This is a genomic window from Pseudomonas schmalbachii (assembly GCF_017589465.1).
Classification (GTDB): domain Bacteria; phylum Pseudomonadota; class Gammaproteobacteria; order Pseudomonadales; family Pseudomonadaceae; genus Pseudomonas; species Pseudomonas schmalbachii.
In genome coordinates this window covers 360,015-373,712 of sequence record NZ_JAELYA010000003.1, presented here as the reverse complement: position 1 = coordinate 373,712, position 13,698 = coordinate 360,015, and the positions used below count along the sequence as shown (strand labels likewise).

General features: G+C 65.0%; 13 protein-coding genes and 1 pseudogene. 9 read left to right on the top strand and 5 right to left on the bottom strand.

The annotated features are described in order from the left end of the window. Positions 1–63: 63 nt before the first annotated feature. From JFY56_RS10465 to JFY56_RS10450, 4 genes are all read left to right on the top strand, one after another. On the top strand, positions 64–1,632 hold the full coding sequence (locus tag JFY56_RS10465) for a long-chain-fatty-acid--CoA ligase (RefSeq protein ID WP_208313589.1): 1,569 nt from the start codon (positions 64–66) through the stop codon (positions 1,630–1,632). Between the two features lie 162 nt (positions 1,633–1,794). Further along, positions 1,795–3,261, top strand: a complete 1,467-nt coding sequence (locus JFY56_RS10460; RefSeq protein ID WP_208313588.1) for a DUF1254 domain-containing protein — start codon at positions 1,795–1,797, stop codon at positions 3,259–3,261. Positions 3,262–3,361: 100 nt separating this feature from the next. Continuing rightward, positions 3,362–4,816 (top strand): DUF1254 domain-containing protein, encoded by a 1,455-nt coding sequence (locus JFY56_RS10455; protein ID WP_208313587.1) that lies wholly within the window; start codon positions 3,362–3,364, stop codon positions 4,814–4,816. Positions 4,817–4,894: 78 nt separating this feature from the next. Then, the gene (locus JFY56_RS10450) at positions 4,895–6,004 is read left to right on the top strand and encodes a phosphotransferase family protein (RefSeq protein WP_208313586.1); all 1,110 of its coding nucleotides are present in this window, start codon (positions 4,895–4,897) and stop codon (positions 6,002–6,004) included. A gap of 529 nt (positions 6,005–6,533) precedes the next feature. On the opposite strand, the gene JFY56_RS10445 is transcribed toward JFY56_RS10450, so the two are convergent. Next, on the bottom strand, positions 6,534–6,977 hold the full coding sequence (locus tag JFY56_RS10445) for a MarR family winged helix-turn-helix transcriptional regulator (protein WP_208313585.1): 444 nt from the start codon (positions 6,975–6,977) through the stop codon (positions 6,534–6,536). A gap of 80 nt (positions 6,978–7,057) precedes the next feature. Here JFY56_RS10445 and JFY56_RS10440 point away from each other — a divergent pair, with 80 nt between their 5' ends. From JFY56_RS10440 to JFY56_RS10425, 4 genes and pseudogenes are all read left to right on the top strand, one after another. Then, positions 7,058–8,224 carry an aminotransferase-like domain-containing protein gene (locus JFY56_RS10440; RefSeq protein WP_208313584.1) on the top strand — a complete coding sequence of 389 codons (1,167 nt, stop codon included), beginning with the start codon at positions 7,058–7,060 and terminating at the stop codon, positions 8,222–8,224. A gap of 4 nt (positions 8,225–8,228) precedes the next feature. Continuing rightward, positions 8,229–8,342: pseudogene (locus JFY56_RS10435) on the top strand (glutathione S-transferase family protein); the annotation flags it as partial. Between the two features lie 233 nt (positions 8,343–8,575). Then, complete coding sequence (locus tag JFY56_RS10430) at positions 8,576–9,031, top strand: bacteriohemerythrin (protein WP_208313583.1); 456 nt, start codon at positions 8,576–8,578, stop codon at positions 9,029–9,031. Positions 9,032–9,100: 69 nt separating this feature from the next. Then, positions 9,101–9,946, top strand: coding sequence for a cache domain-containing protein (locus tag JFY56_RS10425; protein WP_208313582.1), 846 nt, complete (start codon positions 9,101–9,103; stop codon positions 9,944–9,946). A 303-nt stretch (positions 9,947–10,249) separates the two neighbouring features. On the opposite strand, the gene folE is transcribed toward JFY56_RS10425, so the two are convergent. The 4 genes from folE to JFY56_RS10405 form a co-directional block, all read right to left on the bottom strand. Next, positions 10,250–10,795 (bottom strand): GTP cyclohydrolase I FolE, encoded by a 546-nt coding sequence (gene folE / locus JFY56_RS10420; protein WP_208313581.1) that lies wholly within the window; start codon positions 10,793–10,795, stop codon positions 10,250–10,252. Positions 10,796–10,872: 77 nt separating this feature from the next. Further along, on the bottom strand, positions 10,873–11,430 hold the full coding sequence (locus tag JFY56_RS10415; protein ID WP_208313580.1) for a Smr/MutS family protein: 558 nt from the start codon (positions 11,428–11,430) through the stop codon (positions 10,873–10,875). Between the two features lie 83 nt (positions 11,431–11,513). Beyond that, complete coding sequence (locus JFY56_RS10410) at positions 11,514–11,834, bottom strand: hypothetical protein (RefSeq protein ID WP_208313579.1); 321 nt, start codon at positions 11,832–11,834, stop codon at positions 11,514–11,516. 157 nt (positions 11,835–11,991) lie between these two features. Continuing rightward, positions 11,992–12,588, bottom strand: coding sequence for a cysteine hydrolase family protein (locus JFY56_RS10405; protein ID WP_208313578.1), 597 nt, complete (start codon positions 12,586–12,588; stop codon positions 11,992–11,994). 160 nt (positions 12,589–12,748) lie between these two features. On the opposite strand from JFY56_RS10405, the gene prmB reads away from it, so the two are divergent. After that, positions 12,749–13,660, top strand: a complete 912-nt coding sequence (prmB, locus tag JFY56_RS10400; protein WP_208313577.1) for a 50S ribosomal protein L3 N(5)-glutamine methyltransferase — start codon at positions 12,749–12,751, stop codon at positions 13,658–13,660. Positions 13,661–13,698 lie beyond the last annotated feature (38 nt).

Below are 13,698 nucleotides of genomic sequence, written 5' to 3'. Positions count from 1 at the left end.
GTAATACCAGGGAGGGTCGGCACATCCGGGTCGCCCTCTAGAACAACAAGATTGGAGGTTTTGATGTACATCACCCAAGGTCTGCACCGTCATCTGCAGAAGCGTCCGAATGCAATCGCCGTCCGTTACCAGGGACGCAGTATCACCTATGCGGAATTCGGCGATCGCGTCGCCCGCCTGGCCGGTGCACTGAAGAACCTGGGCGTAGCCAGCGGCGACCGCGTGGCGATGCTGTCGGTCAACTCGCAGCGCTACATCGAGTACTACCAGGCGGTGCCGTGGGCGGACGCCGTACTCAACCCGGTGAATATCCGCTGGAGTGCGGCGGAGATCGTCTATTCCCTGGATGACTCGGAAACCTCCGTGCTGATCGTCGACGATACCTTCCTGGCCCTGGGCAAGAAGGTCGTCGCCGATTCGAAGACCCTCCGCGTGGTGATCTACGCCGGCGACGGCGAGACCCCGGAAGGCATGCTCAACTACGAAGCCCTGATCGTCGGGAACGAACCGGTCGAGGATGCCCGCCGCGGCGGCGACTCCCTGCTCGGCATCTTCTACACCGGCGGCACCACCGGCTTCCCGAAAGGCGTGATGCTCAGCCACACCAACGTCGGCTTCTCCGCCCTCGGCGTGGTCAATTCGCTCAGCTGCCAGGCTCACACCCAGTACCTGCACGTGATGCCGATGTTCCACCTGGCCGACTTCTCGGCGATGACCGCGCTGTTCATGACCGGCGGTACCCATGTCGTGCTGCCGTCCTTCGTGCCGAAAGTGGTGCTGCAAACCATCGCCAGCGAGCGCATTACCGAGCTTCTCCTGGCGCCGACCATGATCCAGATGCTGCTGGATGCCCGCGATGCCGATCCGGAGCTGCAGAAGCTCGACTTCAGCTCGCTGGAGCGCGTCGGCTATGGCGCCTCGCCGATCACCCGTGCGCTGCTCGACCGCGCCCGTGCCGTGTTCACTTCCGCCGGCTTCTCCCAGGGCTATGGCATGACCGAGCTGGCACCGCTGGCGACGCTGCTGACCCCGGAGCACCACAGCGCCGAATACGAGGCCAACGGCAAGATGTACTCGGCCGGACAGGCGGCGATCTGCGTCGAAGTACGCATCGTCGATGCGGACGACAACGAAGTGCCGCGCGGCACCGTGGGCGAGATCGCCGTGCGCGGGCCGAACATGATGCTCGGCTACTGGAACAAGCCTGAAGCCACCGCCGAGGCACTGCGTGGCGGCTGGATGCACACCGGCGACGGCGGCTACATGGACGACGAAGGCTTCGTCTTCGTCTGCGACCGCATCAAGGACATGATCGTCAGCGGCGGCGAGAACATCTATTCCGCCGAGGTCGAGACCGCCATCGCCAGCCACCCGGCCGTGGCGCAGAACGCGGTGATCGGCATCCCCTGCACGAAGTGGGGCGAGACCGTGCATGCGGTGATCGTGCTCAAGCCGGGCGCGACCCTCACCAGCGAGGAAATCGTCGCCCACTGCCGCGAGCGCATCGCCGGCTACAAGTGCCCGCGCAGCGTGGAATTCCGCGAAGCGCTGCCGCTGTCCAGCGTTGGCAAGGTGCTGAAGACCGACCTGCGCGAGCCGTTCTGGGCTGGCCGCAAGCGCGGCGTAGCCTGATTCGAACCCACCCGTCGGGCACGTAGGTTGGCGCTGAGCGCAGCGAAGCCCAACATCGGCAGCCACCGAGCCGAATCGTTGAGCTTCGTGCCTCAGCCCAACCTGCGAGCCCAGCGCCTGCGAAGCCCGACTGTCCCATCCACGAACAGCAGAGCAACAACAATGAACAAGCGCTCTCTCGCACTTCTTCGCAATCCCATGCTCGCCCTCGGCCTGCTGGGCGTTGCCGCACTGCCGCTGGCCGCCCACGCGGCCGAATCGCCCTACGAGTTCAAGAACGGCTATCCGACCGAGCAGACCGTCAAGCAGGTCTATGACGACATCGACCTGAACCGCGCCATCCAGTCCTACCGTTTCTTCTATCCGAACGTGGCGTTCTTCGCCCTCTGGAAGAACAACGTCGAATCCGGCGTGGTACCCAACCAGACGTTCAACCTCGTCCGCGGCAATCCCAAGCGCCTGGCCTTCACCGCCAACTCCGATACGCCCTATGGCTCGCTGATCCTGGACCTCTCGTCCGGTCCGATGGTGGTGGAGCTGCCCCCGGGACCGCTGATGTGCGTGGCCAACGACATCAACCAGCGCTGGGTCGCCGATCTCGGCCTGCCGGGGCCGGACGCCGGCAAGGGCGGCAAGCACCTGATCCTGCCGCCGGGCTACAAGGGCGAAGTGCCAGAAGGCTATTACGTCCACACCAGCACCACCAACGGCGTCGTGCTGCTCCTGCGCGCCCTGCCGAAGGGTGGCATCGAGGCCGCCAACCAGTTGATGCAGACCGTCAAGGTGCATCCGCTGAAGCCGGGCGCCGACTGGAAGGAGCCGACCTGGCACAACCTTGGCGCCGTCTCCGGCGACAGCACGCCGCTGAAGATCGAGAACGGCATCGGCTACTGGAAGATGCTGCATGAGCTGATCGACAGCGAGCCGGCCAATCCCGAGTACAGCAACTACTACGGCGAGCTGGCTGCGCTGGGTATCGCCAAGGGCAAGCCGTTCGCTCCCGACGCGCGGATGATGGCCATCCTCGAGAAGGCCGCGCAGATGGGCAACGCGCAACTGCGCGTGCAGTCCCTCGCCGACCGCCGTGCCGAGCGCGTGGTATGGCCGGACCGCCACTGGGAATGGGCGGTGCTGCTGCAACCCGAGAGCAACATGTTCGTGACGCCGAACTATGTCGATCTGGAGTCGCGCGAGAAGTGGTTCTACCAGGCGATGGTCGAATCGCCGGCGATGTTCCGCCGTGCCCCGGGCGCCGGCTCGCTGTACTGGCTGGGCGCGCGTGACGACAAGGGCGCTTACCTCGATGGTGGCAAGACCTACAAGCTGCGCGTCCCGCTGCCGGTGCCGAACAAGCTGTTCTGGTCGGTGACCGTGTACGACAGCGCGACCCGCTCGCAGGTCCAGACATCGCAGGACAAGGCCGTTCTCAGCTCGATGTTCGACCTGAAGGATGCCAGCGGCGACAGCGTCGAGCTGTACTTCGGCCCCGAAGCGCCGAAAGGCCAGGAGAAGCACTGGATCAAGACCAATCCGGGCCAGGGCTGGTTCACCTACTTCCGCGTCTACGGTCCGGAGAAGGCGACCTTCGATGGCACCTGGAAGCCGGGTGATTTCGAACTGGTGAACTGATTCGGCGATGGCCGTCCTCCCCCTACCCAACAAGGGGGAGGGCGGGGCTCCACGAACAATGCGATCTTCAGCAAGACAAAAATAAAGAAGAGGAATGCAGATGTACCGCTCCGAAGCACTGAAAAAGACGCGCTCCACCCTGTTCGCCGCCTGCCTGCTGGGCCTTGGCGTAGCCGCCGCGGCACTGCCCGCCGCCGCCCAGGCGACCGCGAAATTCACCTCCGAGCAACTGCAGACCCGCATGCTCGAACGCCGTGCGGTGGAAGCCGCGCTGTGGGGTATGCCGCTGGTCAACTTCGACGCCATGCGCCAGGCCTACTTCCGCGATGCCGGCGCGAAGTACAACGACGTCATGTTCTGGTCGCGCCCCTCGGACTGGAAAAACCAGACCACTACGCCGAACCACTCGACCATCTACGTGATGTTCTTCGTCAACCTGAAGGACGGCCCCGTGGTGGTCGACATTCCGGCGACGAAGGATGCCGGCCTCTATGGCACGCTGATCGACTCCTGGACCGTCCCGATGATGAACGTCGGCGACGCCGGCGAGGACAAGGGCAAGGGTGGCCGTTACGTGCTGCTGCCGCCGGGCTACAAGGGCGAGACTCCCGCCGGCTATGTCCCGGTGCAGAGCAAGACCTTCAACAACTACAGCCTGCTGCGCGTGATCACCAAGACCACCAGCGACAAGGACCTTGCCGGCGGCGTCGACTACCTCAAGGCGCTGAAGATCTATCCGCTGGCCAATGCCGCCGCGCCGGAGGCCAACCGCTACATCGACGTGGCCGACAAGGTCTACGACGGTATCGCCAGGTACGACGCCAGCTACTACGAGTCCCTTGCGCGCATGGTCGCCGAAGAGCCGGTGCAGCAGCGCGACCTGGTGATGGTGGGCCAGATGCGCTCGCTGGGCATCGGCAAGAGCATCGAGTTCAAGCCGGACGCCCAGCACAAGGCGATCCTCGAACGCAGCATCGGCGAAGCCCATGCCTACATGATGGATGGCTACGCCAAGACGGGCAGGGCTATCTGGGGTGACAAGCGCAAATGGCGCTCGCTCGCCGATCCGCAGGCGGCAATGGACACCAAGATGACTTTCGACAGCCCTGAGCAGGGTGTGTACCTGGACGAGCGCGCCTATTCCTGGTTCGCCATGTTCGGGCCGATCGTCCCGCCGGGGCCGCACGTCTACATGAAGAGCTACGAGACCGGCAAGGGCGAAGCGCTCGACGGCGGCCACACCTACCGCCTGACCATCCCGGCCGACGCCCCCGCCCGCGATTTCTGGTCGGTGGATGCCTACGACTCCGCGACTGGCGGCTTCATCCGCGAGGCCAAGGTGGTTGGTCTGGACTCCTACAACCAGAAGCTGAAGGCCAACGCCGACGGTACGGTCGACCTGTACTTCGGACCCAAGCCGCCGGCCGGCAAGGAAAGCAACTGGATCAGCACCAAGGCCGGGCAGCAGTTCTTCACCCTGTTCCGCATCTACGGCCCGGACCGCGACAAGCTGAAGGCCGGCTGGGTGCTGAACGACATCGAGAAGATCAAGTAAACCCCGTTGCCGTTGAGCTCCGCCCTGGCTGCGCCCACGCCAGGACGGAGCCAGAGGCTTCTGATTCAAGGAACATCCATGAGCGGAATTCATTCCATCCCGGAGTCTTCGGCCTCAGTCTGGCCAGCCGGCGTCGCCCTGCGCGACGAGGCCGAGATGCGCCAGCTCGACTGGCCGCGCATCGCCCGCTATCTGGCTGGGCATGGCTTGGTGCTGGACCCGCACACGCCGCCGCGGCAGTTCGTCGGTGGCCTGGCCAACTTCAACTTCCTGCTGCGGGTGAACGACACCTGGATGGTGCTGCGTCGTCCGCCGGATGGACCGCTGCCGCCCGGCGCCAACGACATGGCCCGTGAACACCGGATTCTCTCGCGCCTGTGGGAGGAACTGCCGTTCGCCCCGCGCAGCTATCACCTCTGCGAGGACGCGGAAATCGCCGGCGCGCCGTTCCTGCTCATCGAGTTCCGCCAGGGGCTGGTGCTGCACGGCGGCAGCGTGAGCCCGCTGGCGGCCACGGTGGAAACCGGCCAGGCGCTGTCGGGCATGCTGGTGGATACGCTGGTGGCCATCCATGCGGTCGATCCGGAGCGGGTAGGGCTTGGCACCCTGGGCCGTCCGGAAGGCTTCTTCCGCCGTACCGCGCAGGGCTGGGCCAAGCGCGCCGAACTGGTCAGCGGCGGGACGCTGCCAACCGCCGCCGTCGAGGCCGTGCGCTGGCTGGAACAGTGCGCCGAACCGGCCGCCACGACGCCGGTGTTGCTGCACAACGACTTCAAGCTGAACAACATCATCATCGACCCGCACAGCCTCAAGCCGAGTGCGGTGGTGGACTGGGACATGGGCACCCGCGGCGATGCGATGTTCGACCTGACCACGCTACTCAGCTACTGGAGCGAGGCGGGCGATCCGGACTGCATGCAGCGCCTGGAGCAGATGCCCTCGCTGAACCCCGGCTTCGCCAGCCGCGAGGCGTTCGCCAATGCCTATGCCGCGGCCACCGGCCGTTCGCTGGCGGACATCAAGCCGTGGCGGGTGCTGACCATGTTCAAGCTGGGCGTGGTATTCCAGCAGTTGCACAGCCGCTACGTCAGCGGCGAAACGAACGATCCGCGCTACGTCGGCTTCGGCCAGCTAGGCCTGGAACTGCACGAGTTCACCCTGGACGTGATCAACGAGCGGATTTTCTGAGGGGTTCGCAGTTCTTTCGCGGGCATGGCCCGCTTCCTACAGTCCGTCGTGGGGCGAGTTCCTGTAGGAGCGAGCTTTGCTCGCGAAGCTTTTGCGGGGCTGATGTTCGCGAGCAGAGCTCGCTCCTACGGGTGACGCTACGTAGGGTGGAAAACGGCGAAGCGGATGGCCGCCCCGCCTTTCCACCATCAAGCGCGGTGCGGCGGGGCGGTGGACAAGCTTCGCGTTGTCCACCCTACGTTCTGCACGAGCGAACCGTAGGAGCAACTGTTTTGCATGGTCGTGATGCTTCCCCCTCACCCTAGCCCTCTCCCTCGAGGGAGAGGGGACTATTCGGAGTCGCCGGTTGGCACGGTGTACCACCTCACACCGTCGCGCCCCCTCTCCCTCCGGGAGAGGGTTGGGGTGAGGGGATCGCAACGCCGGAGTATCTGTAGGAGCGGGCCATGCCCGCGATGCGAAAAGGACCGTCGGATCGTAGGATGGGTTGAGCGAAGCGATACCCATGAGACAGCCGCACCCAACTGGCTCACTCCCCCAACTGCTGGTGCCTGAGCGCCTGGTTCACGGTCAACCAGCCCTTCACCGCATCCTCGCCGGCCTCGCTGAAGGCCCGTTCCAGCAGCCGTGCCTGTTCCCGGCGCAGCGCCGTTTCCAGCTTTTCGCCTTCCTCGGTCAGCCCGAGCAGCCGCTTGCGCTTGTCGCTGGCCGAGGCCTCGCTGCTGATCAGGTGCATCTCCAGCAATTGCCGCAGCGGAATGTTCAACGCCTGCTTGCTGACCCCCAGCGCGGCGAGCAATTCCTTCACGCTCAGCCCCGGATAACGGGCGATGAAGAACAGGATGCGGTGGTGCACCCGGCTGAGGCCGCGGCGGGCGAGCATCTCGTCCGGTTTGGCGGTGAATGCCCGGTAGCTGAAGAAGAAGTCTTCCATGGCTTGCAGCTGAACGGTCGGCCTAGTTAGGTCAGGCATATTGACGTATCCACGGAGGCATCGTAGTTTCGGTCAAGCAGTTTGACCCATTTTTCCCTGCCTACGCTACCGGTGACCCCATGGCCTTCTCCGAACGCATTGCCCGCCTGAAAAGCTCCCTGATTCGTGAAATCCTTGCCGCGGCGCAGCGTCCGGAAGTGATGTCCTTCGCCGGCGGGCTGCCCGCCGAACCGATGCTGCCGAAGGTGGAGTGGGCGGACATGCCGGCCAGCATGGGCCAGTACGGCATGAGCGAAGGCGAGCCGGAGCTGCGCGAGGCCATCGCCGCCGAAGCGCGCAAGCTGGGCGTGCCCTGCGAGGCGAGCCAGGTGCTGATCGTCAGCGGCTCGCAGCAGACCCTCGACCTGGCCAGCAAGCTGTTCATCGATCCGGGCACCGAAGTGCTGCTCGAAGCGCCGACCTACCTGGCCGCGCTGCAGGCCTTCCAGCTGTTCGGCGCGGACTGCGTGACCGTGCCGCTGGGCGCCGAAGGTCCGGATGTCGCCGCACTGCGCCAGCGCCTGGAGAAGCACAAGCCGGCCTTCGCCTACCTGATCCCGACTTTCCAGAATCCGTCCGGCGTGCGCTATACCGAACAGCGCCGTGACGAAGTGGCCGCGCTGCTCGACGAGTTCGGCGTGACCCTGATCGAGGACGAACCCTACCGTGAGCTGGTGTTCGACGAAGGCGCCGCCACCCCGCTGGTCAGCCGCCTGAAGAAGGCCAGCTGGATCTACACCGGCACCGTCTCCAAGACCCTGCTGCCGGGCCTTCGCGTCGGTTTCCTGATCGCCACCCCGGACCTGTTCCCGCACCTGCTGCGTCTCAAGCAGTCGGCCGACCTGCACACCAACCGCATCGGCCAGTGGCAGGCGCTGCAGTGGTTCGGCACCCAGGCCTACAGCGACCACCTGGCCGAGCTGCGCGACTTCTATCGCGTACGCCGCGACGCCATGCAGGTGGCACTCGAAGAACATTTCGGCGACCTCGCCGAGTGGAATATCCCGCAGGGCGGCCTGTTCTTCTGGCTGACCCTGAAGCAGCGCATCGACACCCGTTCGCTGCTCGACACGGCGCTGAAGCAGAACGTCGCGTTCATGCCCGGCGAGCCGTTCTTCGCCCACCCGGAGCAGAACCCCGGTCACCTGCGGCTGAACTTCAGCCACGTCGCTCCCGAGCGTCTGGGCGAGGGCCTGCGCCGTCTGGCGGCGGTGATCCGCGAAGCGCAAGCTGCACAGGCGGCCTGATCCGGCTGTGCAGCATGTGGCCCACGAGGGCGGTTTCTATCTGTCCGGCTATCCGGCGATCGATGCCTGGCTCGCGCGCGTCGCCAGCCATCCCCGGCATGTCGGCATGCGTGGCTGAAGCCTCGTAGTTTCCTGTAGGAGGGCCCGCTATTTTCGCGGGCTCTCTGCATTCCGCTTGTGGAAGCTCCTTCGGCCGAATCCTTGCTATCGGAATTGTCCTACCGGATCGGTTTGATCGGCATCAAAATGCCGGATGCCCGCCACTCCTAAGCTCTGCGCCCTGCCATGCGGCTCCGCGTCCCACGCGCCGGGTACCCGCTGGCAGCGTCATCAGTCGGCAAGGAGAGGGAAATGTCTTATCTGGTTTGGCAGGAAGATCTGAATACCGGGATCCAGGTAATCGACAACCAGCACAAGCGCATCGTCGAGATGATCAACCACCTGCATCACGCCCAGGCGACCCATGATCGACGGGAACTCGGCGAGGTCATCGAGGAGCTGGTGGACTACACCCTGTCGCACTTCGCCTTCGAGGAAACCCTGATGGAGGACGCCGGCTACCAGTTCACCCGGGCACACAAGAAGGTCCATGAACTGTTCATCAAGCGCGTTTCCGAATACCGGCTGCGCTTCGAGGCCGGCGAGGATGTCGCCGAGGAACTCAAGGGGTTGCTCGGGCGCTGGCTGTTCAACCATATCCGCAACGATGACTCGAACTACGTCGACTCGGTGAAGGCGAGCATGCATGAGCTGACCAGCGACCACGGCGGCTGGCTGTCGCGCTCGATGAAGAGATTCTTTGGTTGATATGCGCGAAAATGAGCATCGCTATCTATGCTCATTCGACAACCAAATAACCATGGGGGGAATTCGCCGATGAAATATCTGGCGCGCGTTCTGGTTCTGTTCGCAGCCTGTCTGTCGGCTGCCGGCGCGATGGTGGCCAATGCCGACGAGGCGCAGGCGCAGCGGGCCCGGCAACTGCTGGAGAAGGCCGTGGCGTACTACAAGCAGGAAGGCGACAAGTCATTCGCCGCTTTCAGTCGCCAGGGGGAGTTCATCGACGGCGAACTGTATGTCTACGTGCTGAACAATGACGGCGTGATGCTTGCCAGCGGCGGCCCGTCGGTGATGCTGATCGGCCGCAATATCCTGCCGTCCCTCGATCCGACGCTGCGTGACGACTTCCAGAAAGCCCTGAAACAGTCGGAAAGCGGCAAGATAGAAGAGGCGGACTACCGCTGGAAGAACTGGTCCGATGGCCGTGTGGAGCGCAAGCACACCTATTACCAGCGCGTCGACGATCGCATCTTCGCCGTCGGCTATTACATCCCGCGTGCCGAGCCGGCGCAGGCGCAGGCCCTGCTGGAGAAGACCGTGGCGGAAGTCGCCAAGGACCCGCAGGCGACCTTCAAGCGCATCAACGACCTGGACAAGGCCTTCATCGAGGACGACCTGTACGCCTTCGTGATCGACCTGAACACCTCGAAGTACGTCGCCCACGGCTTCAATACGCGGATGGTCGGGACCGACTTCAACAACGTCAAGGACCCCGCCGGCAAGCCGGTAGGGCGCGACATGCTGGAGCTGGCGAAGAGCAAGGGCGAGGGCACCTACGACTACCAGTGGCGCAACCCGGTGACCGAGAAGGTCGAGTCCAAGCACACCTTCCTGCGCAAGTCAGGCGACTACCTGGTCGCCGTCGGCTACTACACGCGCTGATCGCCACGGATGAAAAACCGGCCCCACCGCCGGTTTTCCTTGCATGCGATTCGACAGGTAGGGCGGGTGCAACCCGCCAGTCCGGAGGCATTGATGGCGGGTTTCACCCGCCCTACGGCGCTACACTCCGCGCATGAAAAACCGGCCTCCACCGCCGGTTTTCCTTGCATCCGATTCGGCAGGTAGGGCGGGTGCAACCCGCCAATCCGGAGGCATTGATGGCGGGTTTCACCCGCCCTATGGCGCTACACTCCGCGCATGAAAAAACCGGCCTCGAGGGGCCGGTTTTCTTTTGCGCGCGATTCAGCGGATCAGGCTGAGGAACTCGCTGCGGGTGGCGGAGTTGTCGCGGAATTCGCCGAGCATCACCGAGGTGACCATCGACGAGTTCTGCTTCTCCACGCCGCGCATCATCATGCACATGTGCTTGGCCTCGATCACCACGGCGACGCCCAGCGCGCCGGTGACCTGCTGCACGGCCTCGGCGATCTGCCGCGACATGTTTTCCTGGATCTGCAGGCGGCGGGCGAACATGTCGACGATGCGCGCCACCTTCGACAGGCCGAGCACCTTGCCGTTCGGGATATAGGCGACGTGGGCCTTGCCGATGAAGGGCAGCAGATGGTGCTCGCACAGCGAATACAGTTCGATGTCCTTGACCAGCACCATTTCGCTGTTGTCGGAACTGAACAGCGCGCCGTTGACGATTTCTTCCAGCGTCTGCTGGTAGCCGCGGCAGAGGTACTGCATGGCCTTCGCGGCACGCTTGGGCGTGTCGACGAGACCTTCGCGGGTGACGTCCTCGCCGAGCTGGCTGAGGATCGCCGAATAGTGTTGTTCCAGGGACATGGAGCTACCTGTTGGCATTCGTGATAAGGGCGCAGAGGCGCAGGGTAGGGCGCACAGGACGCGGTGACAAGGGGCGGCTATTCGTCGCGGCCTTCGAGCATGGTCCGCCGCAGCATGACGTAGACCGCGCCGGTGCCGCCGTGGCGCGGCTGGCAGGAGGTGAAACCGAGCACCTGCGGATGCTGGCGCAGCCAGGTGTTGACGTGGCTCTTCACCAGCGGACGTTTGCCATCGAGGCGTGCGGCCTTGCCGTGGGTGACGCGGACGCAGCGGATTTCGAACCTGGCGGCTTCGGCGAGGAAGTCCCAGAGGGTTTCCCGGGCTTTCTCGACGGTCATCCCATGCAGGTCGAGACTGCCTTCGAAGGCGATCTGGCCCTGCTTGAGCTTGCGCATCTGGCTTTCCTGCACGCCGTCGCGGGCCCAGTAGAGCTCGTCTTCCGCACCGACATCGATCACGAACTGGTCCGACAGGCCGTCGACCTTGATGGCCTCTACGCGCACCGTGGCGTTCTGCCGGCGCTGGTTGAGCTGTTGGCGGTCGGCCTTGGGTTTGCCGGTGTCGGCCTGGTCCACGAGGATGCGCTTGACGCCGCGCATCTCGTTCTTGAACAGGGAAAAATCGTCGTCTTGCATGAAGCCTCCGCGAAGAGCCGGCGAGTTTACCGGATCATGCGCGCATTGCGGAAATCCCTGTCAGATTGCCCGGCAGAAGGCGCTCAGTCGCGCTTCTTCATCAGGTGCGGGGAAAGGCTCAGGCCTCCCGCATTGCGCGTCCGCCGCCGCGCGGCGCGCCAGAACATCACGCCCAGCCAGAGGGTGAGCAGGCCGACGACCAGCAGCACGGCACCCGCCCCCGGTTCGATGCGCAGATCGCCCAGTGCTTCCTGCCGGCCGAGCAGGGCGGCGACGCCGGCCATCGAGCACAGCACGCCCAGCGTGGCGATGACCGCGGCGATGGCGGCGGCGAAGCGCCAGCGCCAGCGGCCGGGCCGGCGAGGGCGCAAGCGGCGTGGATCGAAACTATCGGACAACTTCATCCGGACTTCCTCATCTGGTGATCGAGGCTATGACCGGTGCGGGTTGGCGGGGTTCCACCCCTCCACGGGCGCCACGCTTGCCCGCGCACGCCCTACAGCCTAATCGCTGGCGCCGCCGGCTGCCGGGCTGCGGGACGGACGGCGCGTGGCGTATGCGCTAGACCAGGGCCTGCGCCTGGGCCACGACAGCGGCGAAGTTGTCGCCCAGCGCGGCGAGTTCCGCCCGGTGCAGGTCCTGCGCGGAGAGCACTCCACCTTCCGGAGTGGGGATGTCGCGGGTGGCGCAGGCGGCGTCCACCAGCGTGCAGCGGTAGCCGTAATCCTTCGCGGCGCGCACCGTGGTGCTGACGCTGGAATGGGTCATGAACCCGCAGACGATCAGGTCCAGGCGGCCGATGGCCTGCAGGCGGTCATGCAGGTCGGTGCCGGAGAAGGCGTTGGGCATGCGCTTGTCTACCACGGGCTCGCCGGGCAGCGGCGCCAGCTCGGGCAGGAACTGGCCACGAACGCCCTGGGGATCGAGCAGGCCGCCATGCACGCCGAGATGATGGACGTGGATGATCGGCGTGCCGTGGTTACGGGCCGCCTCCAGCAACAGACGGATCTGCGCCACCGCCGGCTCCAGGCCAGGGAGCGCCAGGACGCCGCTGCGATACTCCTCCTGCGCGTCGATGATCAGCAGGGTGCTCTGGCGGAGGGTGGCTGGCGGATAACCGCGCCCGGTGATCTGCAGCAGGCTCAGCGGTTGGGGCATGTCACGACTCCTGATGATGCGATGCCTTCATTGTGGGCCGTAACGCGCGCGCTGTGAACCTTTGCTAAATATGCGCAAAGTGGTATTGACGCGAGGCGAGCCATGCGGACTGCCATCGGCTAGAATCCGCCCCTTTTTGCGAGCTGCGAGGACCTGTGCCGTGACCGAATCCCGTTTGCTGACCCTGCGTGACCATATCCGCTGGGCCGTGAGCCGTTTCCATGCGGAGGGCCTGTTCTTCGGTCATGGCACCGACAATGCCTGGGACGAGGCGCGCCAACTGGTCCTGGGCGCCCTGCATCTGCCGTGGGAAATCGCCGACGCCTATCTGGACTGCCGCCTGGAGGACGACGAGCGCGAGCACCTGATGTCGCTCCTGCTTCGACGCATCGACGAGCGCGTGCCGACGGCCTATCTGCTTGGCGAGGCCTGGTTCTGCGATATGCCGTTCGTGGTCGACGAGCGCGTACTGGTGCCGCGCTCACCCATCGGCGAGCTGATCCAGCAGCATTTCCAGCCCTGGCTGGCCGCCGAGCCGGCGCGTGTCCTCGACCTCTGCACCGGCTCCGGCTGCATCGGCATCGCCTGCGCCCACGCCTTCCCGCAGGCCGAGGTGGTGCTGGCGGACCTTTCCTTCGATGCGCTGGAAGTGGCCAATATCAACATCGAGCGGCATGAGCTGGGCGAGCGCGTCTACACCGTACAGGGCGACGGTTTCACCGGCCTGCCGGGGCAGCGCTTCGACCTGATCGTGTCCAATCCGCCCTACGTGGATGCGGAGGATTTCGCCGACATGCCGGCGGAATACCAGCACGAGCCGGAACTCGGCCTAGCCTGCGGCGACGATGGCCTGGACCTGGTGCGGCGCATGCTCGCCGAGGCGGCCGACCACCTGACCGCCCAGGGCATGCTGATCGTCGAGGTCGGCAACAGCCAGGTGCATGTCGAGGCGCTGTATCCGGAAGTGGATTTCACCTGGCTGGAATTCGCGCACGGCGGCCACGGCGTGTTCCTGCTCTCGGCGGCGCAATGCCGGCACCATCAGGAGCTGTTCCGTTCGCGGGTGAAGTGATACGTAGGTTGGCGCTGAGCTTGCGAAGCCCAACACTT